The sequence below is a fragment of the Enterobacter cloacae complex sp. HYC074_NIDB genome (assembly GCF_056673345.1).
On the sequence record NZ_CP114214.1, the window covers coordinates 3,143,219 to 3,158,604 of the forward strand.

Below are 15,386 nucleotides of genomic sequence, written 5' to 3' on the forward strand. Positions count from 1 at the left end.
AGAGGGATTGTTTTTCCCGCGCTAACGCCTGTCTCCTTTTTTCCTCGAAGCATAACCGTAGTCACACTGGCTGTACCCCGAGCTGTAAAACAGCGCTGCGGATTTAACAATATCGTTGAGGATTGTGCCGCTGACCTTCACACCAACATGCTGGAGACGTTTAACGGTATTCTCCATCTCTTTCACGCTGGTTTTATCGAAACGGGCAACCATTAGCGTTGTTCCGGCTGCTCTGGCGACCAGCGAGGCATCGGTGACGGCCAGGACTGGCGGTGTATCGATGATGACAATGTCATATTGCTCGTTAACCCAGGACATGATGTCAAGGAAGCGTTCGCTTAACAGCAATTCTAACGGACGCAGGGGTTCCGGGCCGCAGGTGATGACGTCAATTCCCGCTTTTTCAGCATGCTGAATGACCTCCGTAAAGTCGCATTTCCCTTCAAGCAGGCAGGACAATCCGTAGCGGTTCTCCAGGCCAAAAATATTATGAACATAGCCCTGGCGCATATCCGCATCAATAAACAGCACCCGCTGACCGCTCTGCCCGGCGACGGCCGCCAGATTCGTCGCCACCAGCGTTTTTCCGCAGTCCTGAGTGGGGCCAGAAATCATCACAATGCGGTTCTCAGCCTCCATCATGGCGAAATACAGACTGGTTCGCAGCCCGCGTACCGCTTCAACAAACATATCAGCAGGGCGATCGACGGGCAGGAAAGGCACATCCGAGGTTTTGTGTTTCCAGCGACGAGAGAACGGATTTTTTCTGCGCAAATGCGTTTTACTCCACAGCCACTGGGAACGTGGCAACGTAGCCAGAACCGGCAGCCCCTGCGCTTCCAGCTGCTCGGAAAGCGTGATCCCACGTTTGAACGCCTGGCGTACCAGCACGGTCCCCATTGCGAGCATTAGGCCGAACAGCGCGCCAAGAATGATGATTAACGCTTTTCGCGGCTTTATCGGATCCGGGTGCGTAACCGCCTCATCAATGATCCTCACGTTCCCGACAGCGCTGGAGCGGGAAATATTCAGCTCCTGCTGACGCGTCAATAGCTGTAAATAAATGGTGCGGCCCGACTCAACATCGCGGCTCAGGCGTAAAATCTCCTGCTGCGTGGAGGGCATAGCTGACACACGGTTATTCAGGCGATCCCGTTCCCGCTCAAGGGTCTGTCTCTTTTCATGCAATGCACGATAGGTAGGGTGACTCTTTTTAAAGAGCTGGGAGATCTCTGCCTCCCGGAACGTCAGCTCATTTAGCTGGTTCTCAACGTTCACTACCTGATCCAGTACGGATTTTGCCTCTAAAGACAGATCCACCGAGTCACGCTGCGCCCGATAAGCATTCAGCCGTGCTTCAGCCTGATCCAGATCCGCTCTGATTTTCGGCAACTGCTCTTGTAAAAAATCCAGACTACGAGAATCCTGAGCCTCCTGGCGCGCGATATTTTGCTGAAGATAATTGTCAGCAATCGCATTCAGCACCCGGGCGATGTTGTCAGGATCTTCACCCGTCAGGGTTAAGGTCACGATACCACTCTGTTTCTCCGACTCCGCAACCGTGAGGCTCTTCTTCAGGGCGTTGATCGTCTCCAGCCGCGTCAACGATTTAAGCGAAAATTGCGTGCCTGGCGTCGCCTCAATCGACGTCACCAGCAGAACGATCCCTTGCGTGACCAGCGTTTTCCCAACCCGACCGTCTGCCTCAATGTTTTCGCCCGTCAGGTGATATTTTCCCGCTTCCTGTACGGTCAGCGTGAGCCCTTGCGCCTTGCCTTCCACCTGCGGGATCTGGAGTTCGCCTAACGTGATCTTACCCTGCCCGCGCCCTTGCAGACGCTGCCAGAGACGCCCCACCACAGGCAAAACGCGCTGCTTTGCCTGCTGCGTCAGACCTAATTTGTCGACGGTCTCGCCGAGGATCATGCGTGATTTCAGCAGTAAAATTTCAGGGGCAACATCCGGCGAAACATCGGTGCCCAGCTGACTCAGCCCTTTAAGCAGACTGTTATCCTGTTTGCTTTCTATTTGCACCATGGCATCCGCCTGATAAACAGGGGGTGTAACCCAGGCATAGAGACCGGCGCATAGAGTGAACAGGAATGTTACGCACAGAATCATCGTGCGGTGGTCGATCATCTCGACGAGCAAACGAACGAGATCGACTTCATGTTGTTGGGGTGCCGCTGCACCATAATTGTCTGTTGTGTAAGACGACATTAATGCTTCATTCCTTTCTGACCTAAACGACGTGCCCATTCCTGGCTGGCTTTACCCAATAGCCCGAACACATATTCAAACGCTTCCCGGCTTTTACGGTAGGGATCGGGGATATCCTGCGGCTCCAGCCATTGCCCAAAAAGCAGCGACTTTCCCCTGCTCTCCGGCGCCATGGCCGCAATGAAGCGAAGATGTTCCGGCTCCATCACCAGGATAAGATCGGATCCCTGCATCAGATTGCGTGTCAGCCGGCGCGCCACATGACCGTCGAGGGAGATCCCATGCCGCCAGGCGACGTCCTGGGCGCTGTCATCCGCCGGGCACCCCTCAAGCCCGTATATCCCCGCCGAGGCGATATGTCTGTCGGGCAGGTGCTGGCGTAAAAGCCGCTCCCCAATCGGAGAACGGCAGATATTTCCGGTGCAAACCACGAGTATTGATTTGAACATTATTGCGGCCACGATCTGATGTAACGAACCGTTTCGGTAAGGTCATGCACCCCGCTGATGGTCGGAACAAGCTGTGATATCACGCGATTCCAGCGGGACAGTGGTGCAGTGGTGACATAGACAATGTCATAAGGCTCAAGCTGAAACTCGGTGCCTAACACCATGGCTGATGCGTCCTGAGCATTGAGCTGGTAGATGTTGGCAATTTTCTCTGAACGCTCGCTTTTCGGCAGCGAACGAATGACAAAAATTCCGGTGGCATCGGCCATATTCTGGTTCAGCCCACCCGCATTGCCCAGCGCTTCGGCCAGGGTCATGCCGCTGCGATCCATTTTCAGCGTGCTCTGTTTAACGACCTCGCCCATGACGAACACTTTCAGCGCATCGTTACGGGGGACAAACAGAATATCGCCGGGATAGAGCAGCTTATTTTGGGTGAGATCGCCATGCTGCATCAGCGCATATAGCGAGAGGCGCATATCCTTCCCATTATGCGTCAGCACGACATTGCGCCAGTCCGCGTCGGCAGAGAGCCCCCCTGCGGCGTTCACGGCATCCATTACCGTTAACGGGATATTGGTGATAGCCTGCTGCCCCGACTTCACCACCTCGCCCGTCACATAGGCTTTTTGCGAGCGGAAAGAGGCGACGCTGACGTCCACCTGCGGACTTTCAATGACATTGTTCAGCCGGGCCGTGATCTCCTCGCGTACCCGTGCGACCGTTTTGCCTGCCACCTGCAATTTACCGACATAAGGATAGAAAAGCGTACCGTCGGCATTAACCCAGTTACCGGTGTCACTGGCGCTGCGATACTGCCCTGCCGGGGTTGTCAGTTCAGGGTGATCCCAGACGGTGACGGTCAAAATATCCCCAACGCCGATACGGTATTCCCAGTTTTTGACCTGTTCATCCAGCTTAGGATTTGCCTGAGATTTCAGGGCCGATGGTCGCAATTTTTCAATTAACGAAGGCGTAAGAGGATAAACATCAATCCGCTTCTCCAGACGATCGTTTGCATTTTCTGTGGCCATCACCTGTTTTCCAGCAAGATCCAGATGCTGACCCGGTGAAAATACGCAGCCAGATAATGGCGTAATAATTAAAAACAATATCGAAAAGACTGTTGTGTTTTTCATTGAGTAAAAATATCTTTTTATAGTATTGATTATCGAATAAGTGCCGAAATGATGCTTTCCATTCTAAAACAACCCCTTACCGCTAAATTAATTAACAGTGATGGCAGTAATATTTAAAAAACCACAGCATTCCTGCGGCCTGGCTTTTACAGCCATGCATCGTCTGACTTACGGATTAGGAAAGAGGGTTTCGGGCAATCTTAAATGTTCTATTCGTTTAATGCATGCCTGGATCTTTGTAAATTTGCTTTGAAAAAGTTTTTTCAGAATTAATTAATAAACCCATAATTATGTTATCTGCGTAAGCCAATATTTATTCATCGAAGAAATAATTAATGACGGTTGCGACTACACAAAACCGTGCGCTTTTGTTACATTTTTTGCAAACTCACCCTGTGAGGATACTTAAAATGAACTGTCTGCCATCCGTTTGCGGATCTGCACACAAAAAGTATCAGTAACGATATGACTGGAGAAAAAATGGCTAAGCGTAAATTGTTGCTTCTGGGTGTATTAGTGTCACTGGCGGGGGCCGCGCACGCTGCACCGCAAGCGTCGACAGCGCCTTCCGGCATCAAGGCCTACGAAGAACAAGAGTTTATTGCCGATTTTACGAAGTTCAAAATTGGCGACACCGCGCCCGCGCAGTATCAGACGCCCGAGTACACCATCAAACAGTACCAGCTACGTAACCTTCCTGCGCCCGATGCCGGCACACACTGGACCTACATGGGCGAGAATTATGTTCTGATTGGCGATGCCGATGGCAAAATCTACAAAGCCTATAACGGAGATATTTTCTATCACCGCTGATACGATCCTAATCCGTCCGTGGCAGGAGAGCGATCGCCCTTTCCTGCGCACGCTGTTCCTCCACGCCCGGCGTGAAGCCTGGCCGTGGCTGGACAGTTCTGCGTGGCAGCTTGAAGATTTTGACGCGGCAACCCTGGACGAAGAGATTTGGGTGGCGGAGCAGGATGGGCACCGACTTGGCTTTGCCTCAGTCTGGACGAACGATAATTTTCTGCACAACCTGTTTGTCGATCCGCAGTATCAGCGTCTGGGAGTGGGTCATTTGTTACTGGAACAGGTACAGAAGACGTTTACCAGTACAGGCGCGCTGAAGTGTCTGGTGAAGAATGAACGGGCTATTGCGTTTTACCATCGCCACGGCTGGCACATTGAAGCGACGGGAGATTCTCCGGACGGGGAGTATTATTTGATGCACTATCGGCTTGGGTAAAGTCAGGTGGCGCTATGCTTACCTGACCTACAAAATCGAGGTAGGCCGGGTAAGGCAAAGCCGTCACCCGGCACTAACGCGCAGAGGCGTTACACCGCGCGGAAGGCGATTTCACCCGGGATCACTTCCCCCTGCCAGTAGAGCTGCGCCGCAACGCGCCCTGCAAGCTGGCGATACATCTGGGCAAATTCGCTGTCCGGGCGGCTGACCACCGTTGGTTTCCCGCTGTCCAGGTCTTCACGCAAGGAAATATGCAGCGGCATCTGCCCCAGCAGCTGGGTGTGATACTGCGCAGCCAGCTTCTCCGCACCGCCGGTACCAAAGATGGGCTCATGGTGCCCGCAGTTGCTGCAAATATGCATGCTCATGTTCTCGACGATACCCAGTACCGGCACCTCTACCTTCTCGAACATGACGATGCCTTTTTTGGCGTCGATCAGCGCGATATCCTGCGGCGTGGTGACTACGACGGCGCCGGTAACCGGAATGTTCTGCGCCAGCGTCAGCTGGATATCACCGGTGCCCGGCGGCATGTCCAGCACCAAATAATCGAGGTCTGGCCACATTGTCTCCTGCAACATTTGCAGCAGCGCCTTGCTGGCCATCGGGCCACGCCAGACCATCGCGTTATCGTCAGTAACCAGATATCCAATGGAGTTGGTCGCCAGACCGTGCGCCACGATTGGCGCCATGTGGGTGCCGTCCGGCGAAGTTGGACGCTGGTTTTCCGCCCCCAGCATGTTTGGAATGGACGGGCCATAGATATCCGCATCCAGAATGCCGACCTTCGCCCCTTCTGCCGCCAGTGCAAGCGCCAGATTCACGGCGGTAGATGATTTACCCACCCCGCCCTTGCCAGAGCTGACGGCGATGATGTTCTTCACGCCGTTAACGCCCGGCTGATTTTTCACGCGCTTGAGCGTGGCGATGCTGTGGCTTAGCTTCCAGTCAATTGCTTTTGCGCCGGTAATGCGCAGCAGCTCAGAGCTGGTTTGCTCTTTCAGGGCATCAAAGGCGCTGGTCCAGACGAACGGCATCTGTAGCTCGATGTGCAGCGTATCGTCCAGCCATGCGACGTGATGAAGCGCTTTCAGCGTCGTGAGATTGTGCTTCAGGGTTGGATGCTGAAAATTAGCCAGCGTCCCGGCGACCATTGCTCGTAAGGCTTCCGGTGATTTGGCCTGGGATTGAGAACTCATCCCGACTCCTTTGTTCTTGTGAATAAGACCTTAGACAAACAAGTTTACCTGAAAGGCCGCGGTTTGTGCTTACTTAATAATGCCCCTTTTGGTAATATCGAAAACCCTTTTCACAGTTAAAAGAAGTAATGCCTACTATGACTCAAGTCGCGAAAAAAATTCTGGTAACGTGCGCCCTGCCGTACGCCAACGGCTCAATCCACCTCGGCCACATGCTGGAGCATATCCAGGCTGATGTCTGGGTCCGTTACCAGCGAATGCGCGGCCACGAGGTGAATTTTATCTGTGCGGACGATGCCCACGGCACGCCGATCATGCTGAAAGCGCAGCAGCTGGGCATTTCCCCGGAACAGATGATCGCCGAAATGAGTCAGGAGCATCAGACCGATTTTGCTGGCTTTGACATCAGCTATGACAACTATCACTCCACACACAGCGACGAAAACCGCGAGCTGTCGGAGCTGATCTACACCCGTCTGAAAGAGAACGGTTTCATTAAAAACCGCACCATTTCTCAGCTGTACGATCCGGAAAAAGGCATGTTCCTGCCGGACCGTTTCGTTAAAGGCACCTGTCCGAAATGTAAATCCCCGGACCAGTACGGCGATAACTGCGAAGTGTGCGGCGCGACCTACAGCCCCACCGAGCTTATCGAACCGAAATCCGTGGTTTCCGGCGCGACGCCGGTGATGCGTGACTCCGAGCACTTCTTCTTCGACCTGCCGTCGTTCAGCGAAATGCTGAAGGCGTGGACCCGCAGCGGTGCATTGCAGGAGCAGGTCGCGAACAAAATGCAGGAGTGGTTCGAATCCGGTCTGCAACAATGGGATATCTCCCGCGATGCGCCATACTTTGGCTTCGAAATCCCGAACGCGCCGGGCAAATATTTCTACGTCTGGCTGGATGCGCCGATTGGCTACATGGGCTCCTTCAAGAATCTGTGTGACAAGCGCGGCGACACCGTAAGCTTCGACGAATACTGGAAGAAAGATTCCGATGCCGAGCTGTATCACTTCATCGGTAAAGACATCGTTTACTTCCACAGCCTGTTCTGGCCAGCAATGCTGGAAGGCAGCAACTTCCGCAAGCCGACCAACCTGTTCGTACATGGCTACGTAACGGTGAACGGCGCGAAGATGTCTAAATCTCGCGGGACGTTTATTAAGGCCAGCACCTGGCTGAACCACTTCGACGCGGACAGCCTGCGCTACTACTACACCGCGAAGCTCTCTTCCCGCATCGACGATATCGACCTGAACCTGGAAGATTTCGTGCAGCGCGTGAACGCGGACATCGTCAACAAGGTGGTGAACCTGGCGTCACGTAACGCAGGTTTTATCGCCAAACGCTTTGACGGCGTGCTTTCTGCCGAACTGGCCGATCCTGAGCTGTATAAAACCTTCACCGACGCCGCCGCTGCGGTTGGCGAAGCCTGGGAAAGCCGTGAATTCGGTAAAGCCATTCGCGAAATCATGGCGCTGGCAGACGTGGCCAACCGCTATGTGGACGAGCAGGCGCCGTGGGTGGTGGCGAAACAGGAAGGTCGCGACGCCGACTTGCAGGCGATCTGCACCATGGGTCTGAACATGTTCCGCGTGCTGATGACCTGGCTGAAGCCGGTTCTGCCGCAGCTGGCAGCCCGCGCGGAAGCATTCCTGAACACCGAACTGACCTGGGATGCCATCCAGCAGCCGCTGCTCGGCCACAAGGTGAACACCTTTAAAGCGCTGTACAACCGCATCGAGATGAAGCAGGTTGAAGCCCTGGTGGAAGCATCCAAAGAAGAGGTGAAAGCGGCTGCCGCACCGGTGACCGGCCCGCTGGCGGACGATCCGATTCAGGAGACCATCACCTTTGATGATTTCGCTAAAGTCGACCTGCGCGTGGCGCTGATCGAAAACGCGGAGTTCGTGGAAGGCTCTGACAAACTGCTGCGTCTGACGCTGGATCTGGGCGGCGAGAAACGTAACGTCTTCTCCGGCATTCGTTCCGCGTACCCTGAACCGCAGGTGCTGATCGGTCGTCAGACCGTGATGGTGGCAAACCTGGCGCCGCGTAAAATGCGCTTCGGCATCTCCGAAGGGATGGTGATGGCCGCTGGCCCGGGCGGAAAAGACATCTTCCTGTTAAGCCCTGACGAAGGTGCGAAGCCGGGTCAGCAGGTGAAGTAATAAAAAAGCCGGATGAGAATCCGGCTTTTTTTTGCCTGGCGGCGCTACGCTTGCACGGGCCGACGGGTTTTGTAGGCCGGGTCAGGCGAAGCCGCCGTCCGGCTAAAAATCACCCCTTCTGGTTATGCACCCGCTGCGTCAACCCACGCAGGAAATAACGCAGAAATTGATCCCCACACTCGCGGTAATTCTTATGATCCGGCGCGCGCATCATGGCGGTGATTTCCGGCATCGACACGCGAAATTTCTGCTTGGTCATGATCGCCAGAATGTCGTCAGTTTTCAGGGAGAAAGCAATACGCAGCTTTTTCAGCACCGTGTTGTTATTCACCCGACGCTCCAGCGCCAGCTCAGGAGCAGATTCATCTTTGCCGCGCTTGTCGTAGATCAGGCCGTTCAGAAAGCCCGACAGAATGATGTCCGGGCAGCGAACAAAACCCTCTTCATCTTCTTTAGTCATCCAGGTGTCGAACCCGGCGGACGTGGATTCCATGTCGGAGAGCGCAAGAATGCGCACCATGTCATTATTGTTCGCTTTCAGGGTGTAGCGCAGGCTACGAAGAATATCGTTACTTAGCATAGAGCCTTCGAATGTCGATGATGCAATGGCGCGCAGTGTATCAGTTTTACAGCCCTATCGCCTCTTTCAAACTTTTCAGGTAGCGACGACTGACGGGAACGGTTTGCCCGGCACGTAACACCAGCTCGGCCTGGCCGTTATCTTCCAGGCGGATCTCCTTCAGGTGCGCCATGTTCACCAGATACTGACGATGGCAGCGGATCAGCGGCGTGCGGCTCTCCAGCGTGCGCAGGGTCAGCTCGGTAAAGCCTTCGTTGCCTTCGGCGCTGGTGACGTATACCCCGCTCAGACGGCTGCTGACAAAAGCAACGTCGTCCATTTGCAGAAGGTAAATCCGGCTGTGCCCGGTACAGGGGATAAACTTCAGGGGCTGCTGATGCTCCGGCAGCAGCGTCACGTCCTGCGCGGTACGCTCCTGGCGCAGACGGGTCAGGGTCTTTTCAAGCCGTTTCTCTTCAATCGGTTTCAGCAGATAATCAAACGCGTGCTCTTCAAACGCCTTTACCGCGTACTCATCAAAGGCCGTCAGAAAGACGATATAGGGACGGTGCTCCGGGTCGAGCATGCCGACCATCTCCAGCCCGCTGATGCGCGGCATCTGAATATCGAGGAACAACACGTCAGGGCGCAGTTTATGCACCGCACCGATGCCTTCAATGGCATTGGCACATTCCCCCACAACCTCGATATCACTCTGCTCCTGCAACAGGACACGCAGGTTTTCCCGTGCTAACGGCTCATCATCAACAATCAGCACTCTTAACATGCGTTCTCCTCCAGCGGCAATCGTAAGGTAATTCGGGTATAGCGGTCTGGCTCACAGGCAACGGTGATACCGCAGTCGTCACCAAAATGCGCGCGCAGGCGTTTATCCACCAGGCTCATGCCCAGACCGCCTGACGCGGAAGCTTCATACAGCCCCGCGTTGTCTTCGATATCCAGCACCAGATGGTGGTTAAAACGGGAAGCGGAAATCATGATTTCTCCGGTACCCAGCAGCTGCGAGGTCCCATGCTTAATGGCGTTCTCTACAATCGGTTGCAGGGTAAAGGCCGGAAGATGCTGATACGCCAGCTCATCCGGGACGGATAACGACACCTGTAAACGTGACTGGAAGCGCGCTTTTTCAATTTGCAGATAGGCGTTTACGTGCTCAATCTCGTCCGCGAGGGTGACGATCTCCGAGGGACGCTTCAAATTTTTGCGGAAAAAGGTCGACAGAAATTGCACCAGCTGCGCGGCCTGATCGCTGTCGCGGCGGATCACCGCTTTCAGCGTGTTAAGCGCGTTAAACAAGAAATGCGGATTCACCTGAGCGTGCAGGAGCTTAATTTCTGACTGCGTCAGCAGCGCTTTTTGCCGTTCATACTGCCCCGCCAGGATTTGCGCCGAAAGCAGCTGGGCGATCCCCTCCCCCAGCGTGCGGTTGATGGAGCTGAACAGGCGGTTTTTGGCTTCGTAAAGCTTAATGGTGCCCATAACGCGCTGATTTTCGCCCCGCAGGGGAATGACCAGCGTAGAGCCGAGTTTGCACTGCGGATGCAGGGAACAGCGGTACGGCACTTCATTTCCGTCGGCATACACCACTTCACCCGTTTCAATAGCGCGCAGGGTATAGGCCGATGAGATCGGTTTGCCCGGCAGATGGTGGTCGTCGCCGGTGCCGGTAAACGCCAGCAGCTTTTCGCGATCGGTAATCGCCACGGCCCCGATATCCAGTTCTTTATACAGCACCTGCGCCACCTTCATGCTGTTCTCCTCGTTGAATCCCTGCCGCAGGATCCCTTCCGTCGACGCCGCAACTTTTAAGGCGGTGGCAGAAAATGCCGAGGTGTATTTTTCGAACATGGCGCGTTTGTCGAGCAGAATGCGCATAAACAGCGCCGCACCTACGGTATTGGTGACCATCATCGGTGCGGCAATACTGCTGACCAGATGTAACGCATCGTCAAACGGGCGCGCGATCAGCAGGATGATCGCCATCTGCGCCATTTCCGCCACGAAGGTGATCGCCCCGGCGGTAAGGGGACTGAACACTTTATCCGGCCGTCCGCGCTTAATCATATAGCTGTGGACGAGACCACCGAGCAGCCCTTCGACAATGGTGGAGATCATGCAGCTTAGCGCCGTCATACCGCCCATCGAATAGCGGTGCAGGCCGCCGGTTAACCCCACCAGACCGCCGACAACCGGGCCTCCGAGCAGCCCGCCCATTACCGCGCCGATGGCACGCGTATTGGCGATGGAATCCTCAATATGGAGACCAAACCAGGTCCCCATAATGCAGAATATGGAAAATACGACGTAGCAGAGGAATTTGTGCGGCAGACGGACGGTGACCTGCATCAGCGGGATAAACAGGCGCGTTTTGCTCATCAACCAGGCGATGACAAGGAACACGCACATCTGCTGAAGCAACAGCAGCACCAGATTAAACTCGTACATACTCACAAACCGCACATTCTAAAAACGCGTAACATACACTGATGGCGGTTAACTTTCTTTGAAACGTGCCAAAAAAGCGATAAATCGTGTCCGTCATCACACCTTTTGCCGGAGATAACCTTTCTTTCGTATAATTTGTACAAAAAAGAATCAAATCTTCCTGGTTCCGCAAAGTGGGTCTACAGTTAAGCTGGGGACGCGCAAGCCTGGGGGCGAAAATGGCGCTTTACACAATAGGTGAAGTGGCACTCCTGTGTGATATCAATCCCGTTACGCTACGGGCGTGGCAGCGACGGTATGGATTGCTTAAGCCGCAAAGAACGGACGGCGGGCACCGCCTGTTTAACGATGCGGATATTGACCGGATCCGCGAGATAAAAAGCTGGATCGACAACGGCGTACAGGTCGGCAAGGTAAAATCGCTTCTAAGCCAGGACGATCCTGATACGCAGCATCTCTGGCGCGAGCAGCAGGAAACCCTGCTGAGGCTGTTGCAGAGTGGCAATTTGCAGCGTCTGCGCGGCTGGATCAAAGAACAGGGTCGAGACTACCCGGCGCAAACCCTGATCACTCATCTTTTTATTCCCCTACGGCGTCGGCTTCAGTGTCAGCAAACCACCTTACAGGCGCTGCTCAGCATGCTTGATGGCGTGCTGATTAACTATATTTCCGTCTGTCTTGCCTCAGCGCGGAATAAAAACAGCAAAGATGCACTGGTGATCGGCTGGAACGTACACGATACCACCCGGCTGTGGCTCGAAGCCTGGATTGCCACCCAGCAGGGCTGGCGCGTTGACGTGCTTGCCCACTCCCTGGCCCAGCTCAGGCCGGAACTGTTTGAGGGACAGACGCTGCTGGTCTGGTGCGGCGAAGTCCCCTCCGCTTCCCAGCAGCAGCTCCTTACGGAGTGGCGCGAACATGGTTATCCCGTTTACTCACTGGGTCCAAATGCGTCGTAACGGCATTTAATGGTTCATTAACAGCTGCGCTTCACCGTATAATTGTTCCGTTAACAACAGGAGCACATGATGAAGGCAACGAAACTGGCCGTAATTACCCTTTTTGCACTGATGGCTGTCAGCGGTATCGGTGGCGTTATGCTTGCAGGTTATTCATTTATTGTTCGCGGCGGTGTTGGCTGAGGTATCCGGCCAGGCGTTCAAACAGGCGATCCACCACAATTGCCGCCAGCGCAACCAAAACCGCCCCCTGAATGATGTAAGCCGTATTAAACCCGCTTAACCCGATAATGATCGGCGTTCCCAGCGTATTGGCTCCGACCGTCGAGGCGATGGTTGCCGTACCAATGTTGATTATCACGGACGTTCGCACGCCAGCGATTATCACCGGTGCGGCCAGCGGCAGTTCGACCTTCACCAGCCGCTGCCAGGCGCTCATCCCCATTCCTTCCGCTACGCTCAGCACCGATGCAGGCACCGCCGCAATCCCTGCCAGCGTCCCTTGCAGAATGGGCAACACGCCGTACAAAATCAGCGCAATGATGGCAGGCTCCTGCCCAAAACCGATCGCCGGCACGGCAATCGCCAGCACGGCCACCGGCGGGAAGGTCTGCCCCGTTGCGGCGATGGTCTCCACCAGCGGACGAAACTCCCTGCCCGCAGGCCGCGTCACCGCAATACCGGCGCCTGTGCCCAGGACGATGGCAATCACGCTTGACACTGCCACCAGCCAGAAGTGCGCCAGGGTGAGATTAACAAAGCTCTCCTGCTGGTATACCGGGCGCGGCAGCCCGGGAATAAGCGCATTAAACAGCGCCGCGCTGTGCGGCATCAGGTAGAGTAAGGCGATAAACAGCCCTGTCAGCCAGAGTAACGGATCACGGACCCACTTCACGCGTCACCTCCCCCGCCAGCAGATCGCGAAAATGGATCGTCCCGCATGGCGTCCCCTGCCCGTCCGCAACGGGTAACACCTCACACTGCCGGGCGACAAACGCCGACAGGGCATCGCGCAGGCTCATCCCGTCATGCAGCGGTTCACCACCGATTTGCGCATCCTGCGGACGCAGATAGTCCCTGACGGTGCGCAGCGAGAGCAGCCTGACGCCCAGCTCGCTGCGGCCAAAAAATTCACGCACAAAATCATTCGCCGGCGAGGTTAACAGCTCAAGCGGCGTACCCTGCTGGACGACTTCGCCGTGATCCATCAGTACCAGACGATCGGCCAGCCGCAGTGCTTCGTCGATATCATGCGTCACCAGCACGATGGTGCGCCCGAGAATACGGTGGATGCGGCTCATCTCGGCCTGAAGTGCGCCGCGGGTGACCGGATCCAGTGCGCCGAAGGGCTCATCCATCAGCAGTACCTGCGGGTTAGCGGCCAGCGCGCGCGCCACCCCGACCCGCTGCTGCTGTCCGCCGGAAAGCTGGTGCGGATAGCGGTTACGAAGCAACGCGTCCAGGCCCAGCAGCGCCATCAGTTCGTCGACACGCTCATTGACCTTCCCCCGGGACCATTTTTCCAGCTGTGGCACGGTGGCAATGTTCTGCGCCACCGTCCAGTGGGGAAACAGGCCGATGGACTGAATGGCGTAGCCCATACGCCGCCGCAGCTCCAGCACCGGCAGGCTGCGGATCTCCTCTCCGGCAAAGCGAATCGTCCCGCTGTCGTGTTCCACCAGCCGATTGATCATCTTCAGCGTCGTCGATTTTCCCGACCCCGATGTCCCGATCAATACCGAGAACGCCCCCTCGGCAAAATGCAGATTAAGGTGGCTTGCCGCCGGACGGCCCGCAAAGGTTTTACTCACATCATGAAATTCAATCATTGGCTCTTCTCCTGAGCAGCGCGAGCCACAGGGCAAACAGGGCATCCAGTACGACCGCCAGCGCAATTGTGGGCACGACGCCCAGCAACACCAGATCCAGCGCGCTACTGAGCAGCCCCTGGAAGACCAGTGCCCCAAAGCCGCCCGCCCCGATCAGCGCGGCAATAACCGCCATCCCCACGGTTTGCACTGTCACCACCCGCAGGCTGCGAACCAGCAGCGGAAGCGCAAGCGGCAGCTGTATTTTCCAGAAACACTGGCGCGCGCTCATCCCCATCGCATGGGCGCTTTCCAGCACGTCGGGCGGAACCTGGCTTAACCCCGCCACCACGCCGCGCACCAGCGGCAGCAGCGCATACAGCACAAGGGCAATCAGCGCTGGCGTCAGTCCGGTTCCGGCAATGCCTGCCGCGGCCAACGCAGGGAAGGATTTCACCAGACCGGCGAGGGGGGCAATCAGCAGGCCAAACAGGGCGACGGAGGGGATGGTCTGAATAACGTTGAGCACGGTAAAGACGGCGCCCTGGCGGCTGGTATGTCGGTAGCACCACATGCCCAGCGGCACGCCCAGCAGCAGCGCCGGGATCAGCGTCCCGAACAGGATCGTCAGATGTTGCGCCAGCGCGTTGTCAAATACCTCCTGGCGGTTGACGTACTCTTTTAACAGCGAGAGCTGATTCAGATCGCCGCTGAAGAGGATCAGCAGAGGGATAACCCAGAATTGCGCGTTCAGCAGCCAGCGCCAGACGGGTTGCGGCGTCAGACGGCGAATGGCATCGCTACAGACCAGCAGACAAAGTGCCAGCCACAGCCACAGCCCGCTACCAACCGACGTGCGCGCCAGCGGGCTTTCAACCGCGGCCATCTGCGTTGCCGCCTGTCCCGCGCTCCAGAACAGTACGATAAACAGCGCTTCGCTGAGCAAAAACGTCAGCCACAGGGCGATTCGCCCCGGCCAGAAGGCTAAAGCAACAGTACTCGCCAGCGCCGCGCCCAGCAGCAGCGGCGTAAATGCCCAGATCTGCCAGAGCGCGCGCGGTTCGCCCGACACCAGACGGTTTGGCGCGACATTCACAAAAGGTAACGCGACCGCCGCGATGGCCACACAGGCCAACAGCAGCAGGACGCGGTTATGGCATTTTATTGGCACAG

The 15,386-nt window shown here is 55.9% G+C and carries 15 protein-coding genes; 5 read left to right on the top strand and 10 right to left on the bottom strand.

The annotated features are described in order from the left end of the window. Positions 1–21: 21 nt before the first annotated feature. From O1724_RS15225 to O1724_RS15235, 3 genes are read right to left on the bottom strand one after another with little or no spacing between them, the layout of a single operon-like run. Positions 22–2,220 carry a polysaccharide biosynthesis tyrosine autokinase gene (locus O1724_RS15225; RefSeq protein WP_072139462.1) on the bottom strand — a complete coding sequence of 733 codons (2,199 nt, stop codon included), beginning with the start codon at positions 2,218–2,220 and terminating at the stop codon, positions 22–24. Then, positions 2,220–2,669 (bottom strand): arsenate reductase/protein-tyrosine-phosphatase family protein, encoded by a 450-nt coding sequence (locus O1724_RS15230; RefSeq protein WP_003859256.1) that lies wholly within the window; start codon positions 2,667–2,669, stop codon positions 2,220–2,222. The genes O1724_RS15225 and O1724_RS15230 overlap by 1 nt, the downstream gene beginning before the upstream one ends. Further along, positions 2,669–3,808 (bottom strand): polysaccharide export protein, encoded by a 1,140-nt coding sequence (locus tag O1724_RS15235; protein ID WP_045331179.1) that lies wholly within the window; start codon positions 3,806–3,808, stop codon positions 2,669–2,671. The genes O1724_RS15230 and O1724_RS15235 overlap by 1 nt, the downstream gene beginning before the upstream one ends. Positions 3,809–4,288: 480 nt before the next feature. Here O1724_RS15235 and O1724_RS15240 point away from each other — a divergent pair, with 480 nt between their 5' ends. After that, positions 4,289–4,621 carry an RcnB family protein gene (locus O1724_RS15240; RefSeq protein WP_003859260.1) on the top strand — a complete coding sequence of 111 codons (333 nt, stop codon included), beginning with the start codon at positions 4,289–4,291 and terminating at the stop codon, positions 4,619–4,621. Beyond that, on the top strand, positions 4,572–5,051 hold the full coding sequence (locus tag O1724_RS15245; RefSeq protein WP_032609688.1) for a GNAT family N-acetyltransferase: 480 nt from the start codon (positions 4,572–4,574) through the stop codon (positions 5,049–5,051). The genes O1724_RS15240 and O1724_RS15245 overlap by 50 nt, the downstream gene beginning before the upstream one ends. Before the next feature lie 89 nt (positions 5,052–5,140). Here O1724_RS15245 and apbC read toward each other — a convergent pair whose 3' ends face one another. Further along, positions 5,141–6,250, bottom strand: coding sequence for an iron-sulfur cluster carrier protein ApbC (gene apbC, locus O1724_RS15250; protein ID WP_003859263.1), 1,110 nt, complete (start codon positions 6,248–6,250; stop codon positions 5,141–5,143). Between the two features lie 137 nt (positions 6,251–6,387). On the opposite strand from apbC, the gene metG reads away from it, so the two are divergent. Next, positions 6,388–8,421, top strand: coding sequence for a methionine--tRNA ligase (gene metG, locus O1724_RS15255; RefSeq protein ID WP_045343065.1), 2,034 nt, complete (start codon positions 6,388–6,390; stop codon positions 8,419–8,421). A 109-nt stretch (positions 8,422–8,530) separates the two neighbouring features. Here metG and O1724_RS15260 read toward each other — a convergent pair whose 3' ends face one another. Genes O1724_RS15260 through O1724_RS15270 form a run of 3 tightly spaced genes read right to left on the bottom strand, consistent with a single transcriptional unit; the run spans position 8,531 to position 11,446 of the window. After that, positions 8,531–9,001 (bottom strand): YehS family protein, encoded by a 471-nt coding sequence (locus tag O1724_RS15260; RefSeq protein ID WP_126297206.1) that lies wholly within the window; start codon positions 8,999–9,001, stop codon positions 8,531–8,533. A gap of 46 nt (positions 9,002–9,047) precedes the next feature. Next, positions 9,048–9,767: a two-component system response regulator BtsR gene (btsR, locus tag O1724_RS15265; RefSeq protein ID WP_022648676.1), complete on the bottom strand. Its 720-nt coding sequence runs from the start codon at positions 9,765–9,767 to the stop codon at positions 9,048–9,050. Beyond that, entirely contained in the window at positions 9,761–11,446 is a 1,686-nt protein-coding gene (locus O1724_RS15270) for a sensor histidine kinase (protein WP_003859271.1), read from the bottom strand. The genes btsR and O1724_RS15270 overlap by 7 nt, the downstream gene beginning before the upstream one ends. 218 nt (positions 11,447–11,664) lie before the next feature. Here O1724_RS15270 and mlrA point away from each other — a divergent pair, with 218 nt between their 5' ends. Both mlrA and O1724_RS15280 read left to right on the top strand, forming a co-directional pair. Continuing rightward, positions 11,665–12,405 carry an HTH-type transcriptional regulator MlrA gene (gene mlrA, locus O1724_RS15275; protein ID WP_003859273.1) on the top strand — a complete coding sequence of 247 codons (741 nt, stop codon included), beginning with the start codon at positions 11,665–11,667 and terminating at the stop codon, positions 12,403–12,405. Positions 12,406–12,474: 69 nt separating this feature from the next. Beyond that, on the top strand, positions 12,475–12,588 hold the full coding sequence (locus O1724_RS15280) for a protein YohO (protein WP_022648678.1): 114 nt from the start codon (positions 12,475–12,477) through the stop codon (positions 12,586–12,588). On the opposite strand, the gene O1724_RS15285 is transcribed toward O1724_RS15280, so the two are convergent. The 3 genes from O1724_RS15285 to O1724_RS15295 are packed head-to-tail and all read right to left on the bottom strand — an operon-like array spanning position 12,563 to position 15,384. Continuing rightward, complete coding sequence (locus tag O1724_RS15285) at positions 12,563–13,300, bottom strand: ABC transporter permease (RefSeq protein ID WP_017383373.1); 738 nt, start codon at positions 13,298–13,300, stop codon at positions 12,563–12,565. The genes O1724_RS15280 and O1724_RS15285 overlap by 26 nt on opposite strands. Beyond that, positions 13,284–14,234 (bottom strand): ABC transporter ATP-binding protein, encoded by a 951-nt coding sequence (locus tag O1724_RS15290; RefSeq protein WP_058648601.1) that lies wholly within the window; start codon positions 14,232–14,234, stop codon positions 13,284–13,286. Before O1724_RS15290 ends, O1724_RS15285 begins: the two co-directional genes overlap by 17 nt. After that, a complete protein-coding gene (locus tag O1724_RS15295) occupies positions 14,227–15,384 on the bottom strand; it encodes an ABC transporter permease (RefSeq protein ID WP_126297205.1) in 1,158 nt (385 codons plus the stop codon). Before O1724_RS15295 ends, O1724_RS15290 begins: the two co-directional genes overlap by 8 nt. Positions 15,385–15,386: the final 2 nt, after the last annotated feature.

Excerpts from the sequence above, each read along its gene's own strand:
- O1724_RS15225 (WP_072139462.1), bottom strand. The coding sequence starts at position 2,220 with ATGTCGTCTTACACAACAGACAATTATGGTGCAGCGGCACCCCAACAA.
- O1724_RS15230 (WP_003859256.1), bottom strand. The coding sequence starts at position 2,669 with ATGTTCAAATCAATACTCGTGGTTTGCACCGGAAATATCTGCCGTTCT.
- O1724_RS15235 (WP_045331179.1), bottom strand. The coding sequence starts at position 3,808 with ATGAAAAACACAACAGTCTTTTCGATATTGTTTTTAATTATTACGCCA.
- O1724_RS15240 (WP_003859260.1), top strand. The coding sequence starts at position 4,289 with ATGGCTAAGCGTAAATTGTTGCTTCTGGGTGTATTAGTGTCACTGGCG.
- O1724_RS15245 (WP_032609688.1), top strand. The coding sequence starts at position 4,572 with ATGGCAAAATCTACAAAGCCTATAACGGAGATATTTTCTATCACCGCT.
- apbC (WP_003859263.1), bottom strand. The coding sequence starts at position 6,250 with ATGAGTTCTCAATCCCAGGCCAAATCACCGGAAGCCTTACGAGCAATG.
- metG (WP_045343065.1), top strand. The coding sequence starts at position 6,388 with ATGACTCAAGTCGCGAAAAAAATTCTGGTAACGTGCGCCCTGCCGTAC.
- O1724_RS15260 (WP_126297206.1), bottom strand. The coding sequence starts at position 9,001 with ATGCTAAGTAACGATATTCTTCGTAGCCTGCGCTACACCCTGAAAGCG.
- btsR (WP_022648676.1), bottom strand. The coding sequence starts at position 9,767 with ATGTTAAGAGTGCTGATTGTTGATGATGAGCCGTTAGCACGGGAAAAC.
- O1724_RS15270 (WP_003859271.1), bottom strand. The coding sequence starts at position 11,446 with ATGTACGAGTTTAATCTGGTGCTGCTGTTGCTTCAGCAGATGTGCGTG.
- mlrA (WP_003859273.1), top strand. The coding sequence starts at position 11,665 with ATGGCGCTTTACACAATAGGTGAAGTGGCACTCCTGTGTGATATCAAT.
- O1724_RS15280 (WP_022648678.1), top strand. The coding sequence starts at position 12,475 with ATGAAGGCAACGAAACTGGCCGTAATTACCCTTTTTGCACTGATGGCT.
- O1724_RS15290 (WP_058648601.1), bottom strand. The coding sequence starts at position 14,234 with ATGATTGAATTTCATGATGTGAGTAAAACCTTTGCGGGCCGTCCGGCG.